Source organism: uncultured Gilvimarinus sp. (assembly GCF_963975215.1).
Taxonomy (GTDB): Bacteria; Pseudomonadota; Gammaproteobacteria; order Pseudomonadales; family Cellvibrionaceae; genus Gilvimarinus.
In genome coordinates this window covers 1-14,402 of record NZ_CAXBFW010000008.1, presented here as the reverse complement: position 1 = coordinate 14,402, position 14,402 = coordinate 1, and the positions used below count along the sequence as shown (strand labels likewise).

Sequence of the window (14,402 nt, the reverse complement as noted above, 5' to 3'; positions counted from 1 at the left end):
CCGGCAACCACAACCGGCGCACGTCTGTGCGGGTTAACCGCGCTCGTCTAAACGGCGCTTAAACTCGTTCATAATGACATCGTACAACTCCAGGCCGAGGTATTTATCCTCTACCGCCGAGTCGATGGATGGGTTGTCGTTCACCTCGATAATCGAAATATCATTGCCGTTTTGCTTTAAATCCACCCCGTAAAAGCCATCGCCGATTAACTTGCTGGCCGCCACCGCCGCTTTAAGCACGGGTTTTGGCACCTCAAAAGTACCCATGGCATCAAAGCTGCCAGAGGCGGTACCTTTGCTGGAATGGTTGTAGATCTGCCAGTGATTTTTAGCCATAAAGTAACGGCAGGCGTATATCGGCTGGCCGGCCAACACACCAATGCGCCAATCGAACTCGGTGTACAGGTAGCTCTGCGCCAGCAACAAAGCGCTTCCCTGAAACATATCTTTCATCACCTCAGCCAGCTCTTCACGGCTACCGGCTTTTTTGACTCCCACAGAGAATGAACCGTCGGGAATTTTTACCACCACCGGCAAACCCAGCTCGTCGATCAGCTCCTGCTCGCGGCCCATATCGGCGCGGCTTAAAATCCGCGTGGGTGGCATCGGTAACCGGTGGGTTGTCAGTAATTGCGTTAAATACACTTTATTGGTGCAACGCAAAATCGAGTCCGGGTCATCGATAACCACCAGCCCCTCGGCCTGAGCCCGGCGAGCAAAACGATAGGTAAAGTGATTCACCGAGGTAGTCGCCCGAATAAACAGCGCGTCAAATTCACTGAGGCGATTAATATCGCCCCGGCCAATGGTCTCGGCCATAATGCCCTGCTTAGCGGCCGCCTTAATAAACCGCTTAATCGCGGTGGAGTTACTCGGGGGCATAGGCTCTTGGTTGTCGACCAAAATCGCCAAATCGTATTTGTACTCTTTACGGGCACGGGGCTTGCGCCAAATAAGCCGGCTAAAGCTATCCAGTGCATCGGCAAACAGGGTTTGCTCGCGCTCTTGCAGCTGGCCTAAGGGCACGGTCTCGAGCGATTGTATCTGCCAACTACTTTTGCGCTTAAAGCGCACCCGCAAAATCGGTGCGGCAATTTGCTCAAACAGTGCCCGGGCCAATTCAGCCAAAGGCTCGACATCGGTTTTGCCAAAGCACACCAACAGCGAGAGCGAATCGCTGGTGCCGGCAATGGCATTAATTTTTTCATCTATCTTTACATTAAGGGCTAGCACTTCTTGCCATTGACGCTTAGATAAGTCCCTCAGTGTCTTTACCGAGGGCACCACTTTGTGACCGCGCGCCTCGGCCAACAGCGAGCAATAGTAACCGGTCGAGAGGTAATCGTACTGGCGGCACAGGTTGATCACCCGACAACGCTGGCGGGTATCGGCCTCAACGAGGTAATCGTTGGCCAATACTACGTCGGCCGAAGGGTAAAGGCCGGCCCAATCGGAAGCCTTTTCAACAATGATTTTCAATTGCGTCATGGGAAGTCTAGTCACCTTAAATAAGCGCAAAAATTACATTGCGCAGCGGCGCAAGTGTGGCAAAATCGCGGCAATTGGCAAGTATTATTTTGCCCTTTTACTGTAAAGGTTGGCGCGGCGCTAACCGGCAATTGAGACATCTATGAACCCGACTGTTCGCCCGGCCCAACTGTCCGATCTGGACGCGCTTGTTGCGCTTGAGAACTCAAGCTTTAGCGGCGATCGCATCAGCCGGCGTAGCTTTAGACATTTTCTCGATACCGAGCAAAATCAACTGCTGGTGATTGACGAGCCCGTACGGGCCTACGCATTGATTTTGTTTCGCCGCGGAACCTCGTTGGCCCGCATTTATTCGCTGGCAGTTGCCCCTGACGCCCGCGGGGGCGGCCTCGCACGCGCCTTAATGGCGGCGGCCGAAACCTGTGCCCGGGATCGCGATGCGTTATTTTTGCGTCTGGAGGTGGCCGATACCAATCAAGCCGCCATCGGCCTGTACCGCTCGCTGGGGTTTCACCCCATCAAGCAGTTGGCCGGCTACTACGAAAACGGCGCAGATGCGCTGCAACTTGAAAAGCGTCTGGAGCGCAATACTCGCGCCAGCGCCAGCGTCAACTTTTATCCGCAAACCACCGAGTTTACCTGTGGCCCGGCGGCGGCCATTATGGCCATGCAAGCGCTGCGCCCCGACAGCCAATACAGCCGTATCGATGAAATTAACCTATGGCGTGAAGCGACCACGGTTTATATGACCCGCGGTCACGGTGGCTGCTCGCCACACGGCTTAGCACTCGCGTTGCATACGCGCGGTTTTGAGGTGCGCCTATTACAATCGAGCAGCCAAGCGGCGTTTATCGACAGTGTACGTGGTGAGCATAAAAAACAATTGGTCGAGCTGATTCATAACGATCACGTGGCAAAGCTGCAACAAGCCCACATTCCGAGTGACGTGTGCGCTATTAACTCCGGCGCACTGCGTGAGCAAATAGACGCCGGCTACAGCATTTTACTGTTAATCAGCACCTGGCAATTAAACCGTAACAAAGCGCCCCACTGGGTGTGGTTATCGGCCATGGACAACCAATTTGCGTATTTACACGATCCGGATGTAGACTCACAGGATCATCGCAGCGCCCTCGATAATGCCAACTTGCCGCTGGCGCTCGATCAGCTTAACCGGGTGTTAGGTTACGGTAAAAAAGGCTATCGCGCCGCGGTTTTATTGCGCGAGCGGCGCTAAGGTTACAACGCCGTTAAGCCTTGTAAAATTAACCACACCACCCACCCGGATTGTAAAATTCTCTCAGGGGGTCATGCGTGGATGAGCCCGCGGCGCTCTCAAACTCGTTGGTTTTCGCTCAGCTCTGCGCAAGCTATTGATAAATCTCAATGTTTCTGGCGTCTTATTATTTTGGTTCGATGTTTGCAAAGTCCATCGTATAGTCTGTATTGCCACAGGCTTTTTTAGCAAAAATATTAGGAGACGGTTATGAATACTTTTCAGCTAGAAGGTAACTGGCAAAAAATGAAAGGCGCCGCACAAGAGCAGTGGGGTAAACTCACCGACGACGATATTGACCGTATTGTGGGTAAGCGCGACAAGCTTATCGGTGCGGTAAAAGAACGCTACGGTATTACTCAGCAAGAGGCCGAGCGCGAAGTCAACGAATGGTCGACCAAGTACGAGCAATGAGCAACCACAGTGAGCAAGCCGCTGTCGGGCAAGATAACCTCACAGGTACCATTGATTTAATCGAGGAATCCGGCAGTGGCGAAACGCTGAGTGTCGGCGATATTCTTAGCGGCGTTAAAGGCCGTGGCTTTGGCCCGCTGCTGCTACTGCCGGCTCTGATTACGTTGCTACCCACCGGGGGTATCCCCGGCGTCCCTATTGTTGCGGCTATTTTAATTGTGTTGATTGCCGGGCAGTTGCTGGCCGGTGCCAGCCGCCCTTGGATACCCCAACGCTTGGCGCGCGCCAACGTGTCGCGCCAACGCTTTACAAAACTTCTGGATAAATCCCGCCCGGTCACCCGGCGTATTGATCGCGCAATAAAGCCACGTTACGGTTTTATGACCGGCGACACAGGCAACCGAGTGATAGCGGTTATTGCTATTGTACTGGCGTTATCGCTGATTCCTTTGGGACCAATTCCGTTTGCCGCAGCAATCCCATCGGGGATAATGGTGCTGCTAGCACTGGGGCTGGTCGCACGCGACGGCTTGCTTATTATACTGGGCTTAATATTAAGCGCGATAGCTGGCGGCTGGCTGGTGATACGGTTTATTTAGCCGTTAGCCGTTAGCCGTTAGCCGTTAGCCGTTAGCCGTTAGCCGTTAGCCAAGTATAAAAATGCCCACAAGAGGTGGGCATTTTTCTTTACATTAAGCGGCCGGAAAATTCACTCGCCGGTTTGCTGGGCCGGTCTGAGCTAGCGACGCGATTAGGCACCTCGTTAATTTTTCCTCCATTGGCCAAAAACGCCTCGATCTGTGCTTGTAGCTCTGACCTTACCCGCTCACGTGACGCAATATTAAAATCTTCTTGCGGCTGAGCCTTGCCGTCATCGCTCGCACTGACCTCGTCGCTATCATCAACGTCGATATCACTATCGTCGTCTAAGTCACGACTTTCGTTTAGCTCGTATTGACTCGCCATAAATAACACCTCTCAAACCGTATGTCTTATCCATGCCAAAACAAAAAATTCACCCACAACTTTTAAACCCTCGCCTTTTTAAGAGCTCCAGGAAACCGCCACAGAGCTGACGTTTATATGTGTGGGTTGTTGCCTTTATAGCGCAAGAAACGCTCTTGGTTAAAGGGTTTTTTTGCTTTTTTTAGTTCAGTTTTTTATTAACGCAAGAGCGAGCTTTCGTTTTTGTTATTTACTGTTATCCCGTCCAAAGCGTGATCAGTATCCCGGTCTTATGCGGGCATAATCCAGTACTGCAACTGACTTTTGCCGATCACCCCGCCCCGACAATAAGCTCGGGCGGTATTTATTTGGCAGCCAGCACACTAACCCGTTACACTGCACGGCTACTGATTATTAGGCCTAAGAGATCTGTCATGGCAACTGCACGCGAACTCAAATACTTCCCCGAACTTGCCGGGCTCTCTGTGCCCGAGCAAGAGCAGCGCCTCAACCGGGCCAAAGCCATCGCCTTTGGCCCGGACACCCGGCTCGAGCGCTGGCAGGGCAATCTGGTGCAGTTTTTTTTGATGTTTGCCGGATCGGCTGGCTTTATGGCGCTGTTGGCCCCCGCGCTTAAGTTATCGCAAGATACCGCCGCCATTATTATGCTGGTGATCGTTTTACCGCTCTTTTTTATAATGCAGCAACGGCGTTATCTACGGCTGGTTCGTCGGGCACTGCAACAGCAGACACCAGACGAGTCAGAGTAGGCCTTTTTCCGCCCATAAAAAAACAGCGGCCAATGGCCGCTGTTTTTTTATCCGCACCCCCAAAGGAGCTGCGAAGTCACTATAAAATTAAATCGCTTCGCTGCCGGTCTCACCGGTACGAATACGAATAATTTCTTCAAGCGGTGTGATAAAGATCTTACCGTCACCAATTTTACCGGTTTGCGCCGCTTTGGTGATTGCCTCTACCGCTTGATCGACCAACGTATCATCCACCGCCAGCTCGATTTTAACTTTAGGCAAAAAATCAACCACGTATTCAGCACCACGGTACAACTCGGTGTGGCCTTTCTGCCGACCGAAGCCTTTCACTTCGGTTACGGTCATACCCTGTACACCGACCTCGGACAACCCAGTGCGGACATCGTCGAGTTTGAACGGTTTAACGACAGCAGTAATCAGTTTCATTATGGATTTCCTTCTTCGTCTTGGTCTCAGCCAGGTAGCTTGCTGTAGCGGTTTGAGGTTGTGCCCTAAAAAAGGGCCTCCAAATTCTATGGGTAAAGATACACGCAAGTCGCGGGAAAATCATCCATCCAATCCAAACTTACTGACAATCTACTTCTGAGAGGACTTTTTAGGCCACTGCCCGGGGTAAACCCGGGCAGCTAGCACCTGATACTCTTACTTAGAAGAGGTGAACTCAGGGTAGGCTTCCATACCACACTCAGCCAGGTCGACACCTTCGTACTCTTCTTCTTCGCTAACGCGCAGACCGATGATCACTTTAATGATACTCCAGACGATCAGGCTGGTAACGAACACCCAGATGAAGATGGTCAAAGCACCCACGATCTGACCCACAAAGGTAGAGCCGTCGTTGGTTAAAGGCACAACCAGCAGGCCAAACAAGCCAACCACACCGTGGACAGAGATCGCACCGACCGGATCGTCGATTTTGATTTTATCCAGCGTAATGATTGAGAAGACTACGATGATACCGCCCACCGCACCGATGATAGTGGCACCCAGTGCACTCGGGGTAGAAGGCTCAGCGGTAATAGCAACCAGACCCGCCAGAGCGCCGTTAAGGGCCATGGTTAAGTCGGCTTTGCCGAACAGGATGCGGGCAACGATCAGCGCGGCAACCAGACCACCAGCGGCGGCAGCGTTAGTGTTCAGGAACACCATGGCAACCGAGTTAGCGTTGGCAATATCGCCCAGTTTTAGTACCGAGCCACCGTTGAAACCGAACCAGCCCATCCACAGGATGAAGGTACCTAAGGTAGCCAGCGGCAGGTTAGCACCGGTAATGGCGTGGATTTCACCGTTTTTACCGTACTTGCCCTTACGTGCACCCAGTAAAATAACGCCCGCTAAAGCAGCGGCAGCACCAGCCATGTGAACAATGCCCGAACCGGCAAAGTCAGAGAAGCCCAGCTCGCCCAGGTTGAACATGCCAAATACGTCGGCACCGTTCCAGGTCCAGCTACCTTCCATTGGGTAGATAAAGCCAGTCATAACCACGGCAAAGGCCAGGAAAGCCCACAACTTCATACGCTCGGCAACGGCACCCGAGACGATAGACATCGCGGTAGCCACAAACACCACCTGGAAGAAGAAGTCCGAGGCACCGGAGTAAACCGAACCACCTTCAAAACCCTCTTCAGCAGACGCTGCCAGCGCATCAGCCACCAGGGTTTCACCACCCTGAATGCCCGACAAGAAGAAGCTGCCATCGTACATAATGGCGTAACCGCACACTAAGTACATGATGCATGAAATCGCGAACAGAGCGACGTTTTTGGTCAGAATCTCTGTGGTGTTTTTGGCGCGAACCAAGCCCGCCTCCAGCATGGAGAAGCCGGCGGCCATCCACATTACCAGTGCACCACATACCAGGAAGTAAAAGGTATCGATGGCGTACTGCAACTGAAAAATTTGATTTTCCATTGCTTAATCCCCGTTTGTTGTAAAAATCTTCTTAACTGCTTAGAAGTCGTCTTAAATCGCTTGATCGCCGGTTTCGCTGGTGCGAATCCGAATAACTTGTTCGAGAGGAGAGACAAAGATCTTGCCATCGCCAATCTTGCCGCTGTTAGCAGCCTTGGTTATGGCCTCGACAACAGAGTCTAAGTCCGACTCTTTTACCGCGATCTCTACCTTGGTTTTAGGTAAGAAATCCACCACATACTCGGCGCCGCGATACAGCTCTGAGTGACCTTTTTGACGACCAAAGCCTTTTACTTCGGTGACTGTCATACCGTGTACACCGATGTCGGATAGCGCTTCGCGCACCACATCGAGCTTAAACGGCTTGATAATCGCTGTTACCAATTTCATTTATTGTGCTCCTAAAAAATCCCGCACCCGAAGGTGCGGGTAAACACTGGAAAGACGCTTATCTGGTGATTACCTTAACCACCCGATAAGTATGTAGACCCAATAAAGAGACTCCGCGCCCTTTGCTGTGTACTCGATCACAACTTTGCACAGAGTAGGCCAACTAACAAATTTCCTTTATTATCATGACGTTAAGGTAAAGCCGAAGAAAAAATATACGCTAAATCGCGTATCCCAAACACGCTTGCGCACCAAAATCGTGCCACCCCCAAAATGCAGCGCACCATTTGTGCACTATTTTGTTTTTTGCCTAATATCAGGGGTAATTTGCACCACAAAGGCGCGCCAAACGCGGCGTCCGGAAGGCTCACCACAACACAAGGCGCTTAATTCAACCTGCCGGTTTTTTTCAGGGTGTACAATATGGGGCTTAACCCCCGCAACAGGCGTTTTACATGCAAGAGTTTACTCAGCGACTTTTTAGCGAACTGCAAAATGCTTTGCCCGGTGCCGACGCGCTGCCCAAGGCGCAGCTGCAGGCCGCGCTCGAATCTGTCGTACGCCGTATGGATTTAGTCAGCCGCGCCGACTTTGATGCCCAGGCCGCGGTACTGGCCCGCACCCGCGCCCGCCTGGAGGCACTAGAGGCACAGGTGTCCCAACTCGAGGGCAACATTGACCCCAGCGATAGCGCACGCTAAGTTTTACCTAACCACTTGGGCGCATTGCGCGCTCGGCCACCCTCTGGATGTGGGTGCTTATCAACGCAAGGATTGCCTATGTCACTCGCCATTGTTCATACCCGCGCTCAGCTCGGCGTCGAGGCACCGCCAGTTACGGTAGAGGTACACCTATCCAACGGGCTGCCCTCGCTGGCGATTGTCGGCATGCCTGAAACCGCCGTTAAAGAGAGCAAAGATCGGGTACGCAGCGCGATCTTAAACTCGCACTTAGAGTTTCCCGCCCGCCGCATTACCGTTAATTTAGCGCCAGCCGACCTACCCAAAGAGGGCGGCCGCTACGATTTAGCCATTGCCATTGGTATTCTCGCCGCCTCCGGCCAGGTACCCGGCGAGTTACTGGCCGGGCTCGAGTTAATTGGCGAGCTGGCACTATCGGGCGAGGTGCGCCCGGTAACCGGCACATTGCCGGCGGCACTGGCGGCCGGACGCGCCGGGCACGGACTGATTGTAGCGGCGGCCAACGCCCCCGAAGCGGCGCTGGCCCGGGATACACGCATATACAGCGCCGACAACCTACTGCGGGTGTGCGCCCACCTACACCAGCGCAGTGAGCTGCCCGGCGCCGAATTTACCGCCCCGCCCGCGCGCCGCGCGCAAGCGGAGCTGGCCGATGTTAAAGGTCAGCAACAAGCCAAGCGGGCCCTCGAGGTGGCCGCCAGCGGGGGCCACAACCTCTTGATGTTTGGCCCACCCGGCACGGGTAAAACCATGCTCGCCAGTCGCTTACCGGGTATTTTGCCGGCCATCGACGAGCATGATGCGCTAGAGGTGGCAGCCGTGTATTCGGTATGCGGCGTCGAGCACACGCCGTTTTGGCTCGAGCGGCCTTTTCGCGCCCCGCATCACACCGCCTCGGCCGCCGCTTTGGTCGGCGGAGGCACGCAACCTCGCCCGGGGGAGATCTCGCTGGCCCACGGCGGTGTGTTGTTTTTAGACGAGCTGCCGGAGTTTCAGCGCCAGGTATTAGAGGTGCTGCGCGAGCCACTGGAGAGCGGTGAGATTCGTATATCGCGAGCCCGGGCGCAAACCTGCTACCCGGCAAGGTTTCAGTTAATCGCCGCTATGAACCCATGCCCCTGCGGTTATCACGGCGGCAGCAGTGCTGGCGGCGACACCCGCTGCCGCTGCACCAGTGAGCAGATCCAGCGCTATCGCAATAAAATCTCGGGGCCGATGCTCGACCGCATAGACCTGCATGTACCGGTGCACAATATCCCGCCCAGCGAGCTCAATCAGGCGCCACCGGGCGAGTCTAGCGCTACCGTGCAGGCGCGGGTTAGCCGCACTGTCGCGCTGCAACAGCAGCGGCAACAGAAGTCCAATGCCCAGATGAATTCCAGGGATATCGAGCACTTTTGCCCACTTAGCACCGATGACCAGCAGTTTCTCGAGGCCGCCGTTATACGCCTGGGGTTATCGACCCGATCCTACTACCGGGTATTAAAAGTGGCGCGTACTCTGGCTGATATGGCGCAGCAGGAAAGTATCGGCCGGCCACAGCTGGCCGAGGCACTGGCCTTTAGGACGCTGGATCGCGCGCCCTAGCCCTTGGGTTTAGCGTCTGGGTTAAGCGCGCGGGAGGGTTTGCCACCCACTAGATGCAGCGAGCGGATGCTGTCTACCAACTTGTCATAAGCGGCCGGCGCACCGAGATAATGCCCCTGCAATTGATCACATCCCTCATCCACCAGCCATTGCAGCTGCCTGGCAGACTCCACCCCTTCGACAATCACGACTTTGCCCAGGTTGTGGGCCAGATTGATCATGGCGGCCACCAGCCGTCGCTCGCTGCGCCGGCGCAGTAAGTCGGCCATAAATTGCGAGTCAATTTTAAGCGCGGCAATCGGCAGGCGCTGCAAGTGCAAAAATGACGAGCTGCCGGTGCCAAAGTCGTCCAGGGTAAAAGTCACGCCAAAATACGATAACGGCCGCATGCACAAGCTGACCATCTCGATATTTTCCATCAGCGCTGTTTCGGTTAGCTCAAACTCGATGCATTTAGGGTTGACGCCGGTTTCGGCAAAAATGTTCGCCATGGTCTGCACCATGGCATCATCGCGAAACTGCCGGGCCGAGAGGCGCACCGCCATTTTTAACTCTATGCCGCAGTCGCGCTTGAGTTGCTGCAAGTGATCGCACGCCTGGCGCACCGCCCAATAACCGATGGCAAAAATCAGCCCGGTATCCTCGGCGATGGAGATAAAGTTGGGGGCGCTTAAAATACCTTTTTGTGGATGGTTCCAGCGCAGAAGTGCCTCTAACGCCACCACCTTGCCACTGCTGACGGCAAAACGCGGTTGATACTCTAAATAAAGCTCGCGGTTTTCCACCGCGCGGCGCAAATCCTCTTCAAGGCTCATGCGATAGCGCACATCGCGGTTCATTTCTTCGGTAAAAAAGCGAAAGTTGCTGCCCTCGAGCTGCTTGGCCTGATACATCGCCAGATCAGCGCTCTTTAACAGGGCGTCGGCACTGCGGCCAGCCTCGGGGTATGAGGCGACGCCCACACTGCAACCGACCGCCAGCTGGTAGCCATTTATCTCGTAGGGTGTGCTTATCTGTTCGATGATTTTAACCGCCAGATGGGCGATATTTGACGAGCTTTCTACATTGAGCAGCAATAGCGTAAATTCGTCGCCCCCCATGCGAGCCATAGAGTCACTGCGCCGCAACAGTTGTTGTAATCGCTCGGCGCACTGGCGAATCAGGCTATCGCCAATGTCGTGGCCGTAGCGGTCGTTTACTACCTTAAAATCGTCCAGATCGATAAACATCAACGCAAAGCGGGTGCGATCGCGCGCCGCAACGCGAATGGCGTTTTCCAGCCGGTCGCGAAACAACACGCGGTTGGGTATGTCGGTAAGAGGGTCGTGGTGGGCGAGCCGGGCCAGGTTTTGCTCGGTGCGTTTGCGCTCGATGGCGTAGCGCAGCGAGCGCTCCAGCAACACATCACTCACATTATCTAAGGCCAGATAATCGGCCGCACCGCAGGGGATGGCCTCGCGATCAAGCGCCAAGTCCATGGTGTAAGATAACGCCACAACAGGCACCGGACAAAACTGATTTTTAACCGCCATTAATACCGCATGGGCGGCATGTGTCTGATCGGCAAACAGCAGCAGCCCTACCGCGAACTCGCCACTGAGTAGGGCGGCTAACCCATCCTCATCAGTGTGCCGGGCATCCAGCTGGTAGCACTCCGGGGCGGCGGCATCCAGCCATCCTTGTAAACGTTGAACGAGCGGCTCGTCGTCACCGAGCAACAACACTCGTGTGTAGCTTGTCATTGTGGTTCCCTGCTCAACTGTAAATTCCGTCTTAAAATGGCCATTATCGGTACTATTGGCGACCGAAGGCTTTATTATTAACTATATATGACTGTGCATGGAGGCTCTAGTATGACTTATTTAGCGCCTAAATCAACATAAATTGCTTAAAAAGCGAACAAACAGATTTAGTATTCACTCGCCATTCAACAGAAAGAATATTGCGTTTAAACTCATGCCTGCCATTGCTACAATGTCGCGTTCAGATATCCTCCCCCCACCTGCTAGCAATGAGGCCCCGTGACCCGACTCAACCCCCGCCAGCGCGAAGCTGTTTTATACGTCGATGGCCCCTGTCTGGTACTTGCCGGCGCCGGCAGTGGTAAAACCTCGGTTATTACGCGCAAAATCGCCTACTTAATTGAAAAGTGCGACATACCCGCGCGACACATCGCCGCCCTCACCTTTACCAACAAAGCCGCCCGCGAGATGAAAGAGCGTGTTGGCGGTCTGGTAAAAGGCAGTGCGGCGCGGGGTTTAACAGTGTCTACCTTTCACAATCTGGGGCTTAACATCATCCGCCGCGAGGCAAAAACCTTAGGCTTCAAACCCGGTTTCTCAATCTTTGACGCCGAGGACGCCCGCGCCCTGCTAAAAGAGCTGATGATGAAAGACGGCGAGATGGATAACGACCATCTGAATATGGTGCAAAACCAAATCTCTAACTGGAAGAACGACCTCACTAGCCCCGAGACGGCCGAAGAGCTTGCCCAGAGCCCCGCCGAGCTGACCATGGTGCGAATTTACGAGCGCTACAATCAAGCGCTGCGCGCCTACAACGCGGTGGATTTTGACGATTTGATTCTGGTGCCGGTCCACCTGTTTAACACTAACCCCGAGGTGCTATCGCGCTGGCAGCGCAAAATTCAGTACCTGCTGGTGGATGAATACCAAGACACTAACTCCAGCCAGTACTTGCTGGTAAAGCAACTGGTGGGCGGCCGCAATGCACTCACTGTGGTAGGCGACGACGACCAATCAATTTACGCCTGGCGCGGTGCCCGACCCGAGAATCTGGTGCTGTTAAAAGAAGACTTTCCCAGTCTGCACCTGATTAAGCTCGAGCAAAATTACCGCTCGACCAGCCGTATTTTGCGGGTCGCCAACCACCTGATTGCCCACAACCCCCACGAGTACGACAAAGCCCTGTGGAGTGAAATGGGTCTGGGGGATGAAATCCGCGTAGTTAAGTGCGCCAGTGAAGACGCCGAGGCCGAGCGCGTCGCCACCGAGATTTTAGCCAATAAACTGCGCCGCGGCGGCAAGTTCAGCGATTACGCGATTTTGTACCGCGGCAACCATCAGGGTCGCTTGTTGGAGATGAAACTGCAGCAGCACCAAGTGCCCTACAAAATCAGTGGCGGCTCGTCGTTTTTTGGTAAAACCGAAATTAAAGACGTGATGTCGTATTTGCGCCTACTGGTAAACCCGGACGACGACAATGCGTTTTTGCGCATTATTAACACCCCCCGTCGCCAAATCGGCACCAGCACGCTCGAAGCGCTGGGCCGCTTTGCCAGCGAGCGCCACTTAAGCCTGTTTGCGGCGGCCGACGACATCGCCCTGCAGCGCCACGTGCCCAAACAAAACCTCGAGCGCCTGCGCCGCTTTAGCGACTGGGTAAGCCGTGTGGTGGAGCGCTGCAACGGCCCGGAACCGGTGGCCGGAATCGAACAAATGCTGGAAGACATCAACTACGAGGCTTGGCTGCACCAAAACTCATCCAGCGCTAAGGCCGCTGAAAAGCGTATGGACAACGTCCGCTACCTAACCGACTCAATTCGCAAAATGCTCGAGCGAGACGACGACGGCGAACCTCTCACCATCGACGACGCCATCAGCAAGTTGGTACTGCGCGATATGCTGGAGCGCCAGGAGGAGGAAGAAACCCTCGATCAGGTGCAGCTAATGACCTTGCACGCCTCCAAAGGGCTGGAGTTCCCGCATGTCTACTTAGTCGGCATGGAGGAAGACCTATTGCCCCACCGCAATAGCATCGAGACCGACAATATCGAAGAAGAGCGCCGCCTGGCCTATGTGGGTATCACCCGCGCCCAGCGCACCATGACCCTGACACTGGCCGGTAAGCGCAAGCAGTACGGAGATATTAACGAGACGACCCCGAGCCGCTTTATCGACGAGCTGCCTCAGGAAGATATTGTGTTTGAAGGCTTTACTCCGGCCACCGCCGAGCAAGTGAAAGCCACTGGCGAACAGACCATCTCTAGCTTGCTGAATATGTTTGATTGACGGGGTGCGGGGTACGGGGTACGGGGTACGGGGTACGGGGTACGGGGTACGGGGTACGGGGTACGAAAGTGTGTTCGTTTACCCTCATCCGTCAACCGCCCCCGCTTTATGGCGCTGGTAACAATTACTGGCTGTTTTCTACCATGTAATCCACGGCAGCCATCACTTCGTCTTCCGAGCAAGTTGCACACAAGCCCATGGCCGGCATACCGTTAAAGCCTTTCAGCGCGTGCTCGTGCAGGGTATCCATGCCCTTGGCAATACGGTCAGCCCAGGCGGCACTATCGCCCAGCTTGGGCGCACCGGCAACACCCGCCGCGTGACAGGTATGACACGCGGTATCGTAAACCTGCTGGCCCGTGCGAGGCCCTTCACTGGCGGCGGCAACCGGCGCAGCGGCGCAGTCTTCGCCCGACATACAGCTCTCGCCTACCGGCGCAAGCCGCTCGGCAATTTCATTTTTTACATCATTCGACTGGCTCACAGCCAATCCAGAGGCAAACAGCCCCATTCCCAGTACGACCATCAGGCCGATCATTTTTTTCGCTTGGCTCACGGATGCTTCCTCTATTAACGGCAGCGCTGAATGCTGCTCTGGTCTCTGGCGCGCCATTATAGCCAGAAACCGCCCCCGAGGTGAACAACCCAGCCCACAGCCGTAGACGATTGCCGATGAGGGTTGTAGAATGCGCTCCTTCTACGCATCCGTAGCTCAGCTGGGTGAGGCAAGCGTTTTACAAAGCACTGCTTTGTGCGCAGCCGAACGGCTTTCAGCTAAGCTAAAAGACCGGGCCCGAGCGACAGCGAGGGGAGTAGCGGGTAGCGCGTTTAGCGCTACTATTTAGACGCAGGCACTAAACCTGCTAAAACAATCAGTATTACGCATCCG

Annotated in this window: 14 protein-coding genes; 7 read left to right on the top strand and 7 right to left on the bottom strand. The window is 54.6% G+C overall.

All coding sequences use genetic code 11. From position 1 onward, the window contains the following. Positions 1 to 33: 33 nt before the first annotated feature. Positions 34 to 1,488 (bottom strand): RimK family protein, encoded by a 1,455-nt coding sequence (locus AAC019_RS07490; RefSeq protein ID WP_339898023.1) that lies wholly within the window; start codon positions 1,486 to 1,488, stop codon positions 34 to 36. A gap of 142 nt (positions 1,489 to 1,630) precedes the next feature. Here AAC019_RS07490 and AAC019_RS07485 point away from each other — a divergent pair, with 142 nt between their 5' ends. The 3 genes from AAC019_RS07485 to AAC019_RS07475 all read left to right on the top strand — a co-directional run bounded on the left by AAC019_RS07485 (position 1,631) and on the right by AAC019_RS07475 (position 3,777). Then, the gene (locus tag AAC019_RS07485) at positions 1,631 to 2,725 is read left to right on the top strand and encodes a GNAT family N-acetyltransferase/peptidase C39 family protein (RefSeq protein WP_339898022.1); all 1,095 of its coding nucleotides are present in this window, start codon (positions 1,631 to 1,633) and stop codon (positions 2,723 to 2,725) included. Between the two features lie 249 nt (positions 2,726 to 2,974). Then, entirely contained in the window at positions 2,975 to 3,178 is a 204-nt protein-coding gene (locus tag AAC019_RS07480) for a CsbD family protein (protein ID WP_339898021.1), read from the top strand. Then, complete coding sequence (locus tag AAC019_RS07475) at positions 3,175 to 3,777, top strand: exopolysaccharide biosynthesis protein (RefSeq protein WP_339898020.1); 603 nt, start codon at positions 3,175 to 3,177, stop codon at positions 3,775 to 3,777. Before AAC019_RS07480 ends, AAC019_RS07475 begins: the two co-directional genes overlap by 4 nt. Positions 3,778 to 3,865: 88 nt before the next feature. On the opposite strand, the gene AAC019_RS07470 is transcribed toward AAC019_RS07475, so the two are convergent. After that, positions 3,866 to 4,144: a hypothetical protein gene (locus AAC019_RS07470; protein ID WP_339898019.1), complete on the bottom strand. Its 279-nt coding sequence runs from the start codon at positions 4,142 to 4,144 to the stop codon at positions 3,866 to 3,868. 413 nt (positions 4,145 to 4,557) lie between these two features. Between AAC019_RS07470 and AAC019_RS07465 the strand changes: the two genes are divergently transcribed. Beyond that, positions 4,558 to 4,893: a hypothetical protein gene (locus AAC019_RS07465; protein ID WP_339898018.1), complete on the top strand. Its 336-nt coding sequence runs from the start codon at positions 4,558 to 4,560 to the stop codon at positions 4,891 to 4,893. An 87-nt stretch (positions 4,894 to 4,980) separates the two neighbouring features. Here the strand turns inward: AAC019_RS07465 and AAC019_RS07460 are convergent, their stop codons facing one another. The 3 genes from AAC019_RS07460 to AAC019_RS07450 form a co-directional block, all read right to left on the bottom strand. Then, positions 4,981 to 5,319, bottom strand: coding sequence for a P-II family nitrogen regulator (locus tag AAC019_RS07460; protein WP_339616974.1), 339 nt, complete (start codon positions 5,317 to 5,319; stop codon positions 4,981 to 4,983). Between the two features lie 216 nt (positions 5,320 to 5,535). Beyond that, entirely contained in the window at positions 5,536 to 6,804 is a 1,269-nt protein-coding gene (locus AAC019_RS07455) for an ammonium transporter (RefSeq protein ID WP_339898017.1), read from the bottom strand. A gap of 51 nt (positions 6,805 to 6,855) precedes the next feature. Then, complete coding sequence (locus tag AAC019_RS07450) at positions 6,856 to 7,194, bottom strand: P-II family nitrogen regulator (RefSeq protein ID WP_339616972.1); 339 nt, start codon at positions 7,192 to 7,194, stop codon at positions 6,856 to 6,858. A gap of 455 nt (positions 7,195 to 7,649) precedes the next feature. Here AAC019_RS07450 and AAC019_RS07445 point away from each other — a divergent pair, with 455 nt between their 5' ends. Both AAC019_RS07445 and AAC019_RS07440 read left to right on the top strand, forming a co-directional pair. After that, on the top strand, positions 7,650 to 7,895 hold the full coding sequence (locus AAC019_RS07445; protein ID WP_339898016.1) for an accessory factor UbiK family protein: 246 nt from the start codon (positions 7,650 to 7,652) through the stop codon (positions 7,893 to 7,895). Between the two features lie 78 nt (positions 7,896 to 7,973). Next, the gene (locus AAC019_RS07440; RefSeq protein WP_339898015.1) at positions 7,974 to 9,482 is read left to right on the top strand and encodes a YifB family Mg chelatase-like AAA ATPase; all 1,509 of its coding nucleotides are present in this window, start codon (positions 7,974 to 7,976) and stop codon (positions 9,480 to 9,482) included. On the opposite strand, the gene AAC019_RS07435 is transcribed toward AAC019_RS07440, so the two are convergent. Then, on the bottom strand, positions 9,479 to 11,224 hold the full coding sequence (locus AAC019_RS07435; protein WP_339898014.1) for an EAL domain-containing protein: 1,746 nt from the start codon (positions 11,222 to 11,224) through the stop codon (positions 9,479 to 9,481). The two genes, AAC019_RS07440 and AAC019_RS07435, sit on opposite strands and share 4 nt — an antisense overlap. A gap of 279 nt (positions 11,225 to 11,503) precedes the next feature. Between AAC019_RS07435 and rep the strand changes: the two genes are divergently transcribed. Then, a complete protein-coding gene (gene rep / locus AAC019_RS07430) occupies positions 11,504 to 13,513 on the top strand; it encodes a DNA helicase Rep (protein ID WP_339898013.1) in 2,010 nt (669 codons plus the stop codon). A gap of 124 nt (positions 13,514 to 13,637) precedes the next feature. On the opposite strand, the gene AAC019_RS07425 is transcribed toward rep, so the two are convergent. Next, a complete protein-coding gene (locus AAC019_RS07425) occupies positions 13,638 to 14,069 on the bottom strand; it encodes a cytochrome c5 family protein (protein WP_339898012.1) in 432 nt (143 codons plus the stop codon). Positions 14,070 to 14,402: the final 333 nt, after the last annotated feature.

Bases quoted from the DNA above. Each gene is read 5' to 3' on its own strand.
- AAC019_RS07490 (WP_339898023.1), bottom strand. From the start codon at position 1,488: ATGACGCAATTGAAAATCATTGTTGAAAAGGCTTCCGATTGGGCCGGC.
- AAC019_RS07485 (WP_339898022.1), top strand. From the start codon at position 1,631: ATGAACCCGACTGTTCGCCCGGCCCAACTGTCCGATCTGGACGCGCTT.
- AAC019_RS07480 (WP_339898021.1), top strand. From the start codon at position 2,975: ATGAATACTTTTCAGCTAGAAGGTAACTGGCAAAAAATGAAAGGCGCC.
- AAC019_RS07475 (WP_339898020.1), top strand. From the start codon at position 3,175: ATGAGCAACCACAGTGAGCAAGCCGCTGTCGGGCAAGATAACCTCACA.
- AAC019_RS07470 (WP_339898019.1), bottom strand. From the start codon at position 4,144: ATGGCGAGTCAATACGAGCTAAACGAAAGTCGTGACTTAGACGACGAT.
- AAC019_RS07465 (WP_339898018.1), top strand. From the start codon at position 4,558: ATGGCAACTGCACGCGAACTCAAATACTTCCCCGAACTTGCCGGGCTC.
- AAC019_RS07460 (WP_339616974.1), bottom strand. From the start codon at position 5,319: ATGAAACTGATTACTGCTGTCGTTAAACCGTTCAAACTCGACGATGTC.
- AAC019_RS07455 (WP_339898017.1), bottom strand. From the start codon at position 6,804: ATGGAAAATCAAATTTTTCAGTTGCAGTACGCCATCGATACCTTTTAC.
- AAC019_RS07450 (WP_339616972.1), bottom strand. From the start codon at position 7,194: ATGAAATTGGTAACAGCGATTATCAAGCCGTTTAAGCTCGATGTGGTG.
- AAC019_RS07445 (WP_339898016.1), top strand. From the start codon at position 7,650: ATGCAAGAGTTTACTCAGCGACTTTTTAGCGAACTGCAAAATGCTTTG.
- AAC019_RS07440 (WP_339898015.1), top strand. From the start codon at position 7,974: ATGTCACTCGCCATTGTTCATACCCGCGCTCAGCTCGGCGTCGAGGCA.
- AAC019_RS07435 (WP_339898014.1), bottom strand. From the start codon at position 11,224: ATGACAAGCTACACACGAGTGTTGTTGCTCGGTGACGACGAGCCGCTC.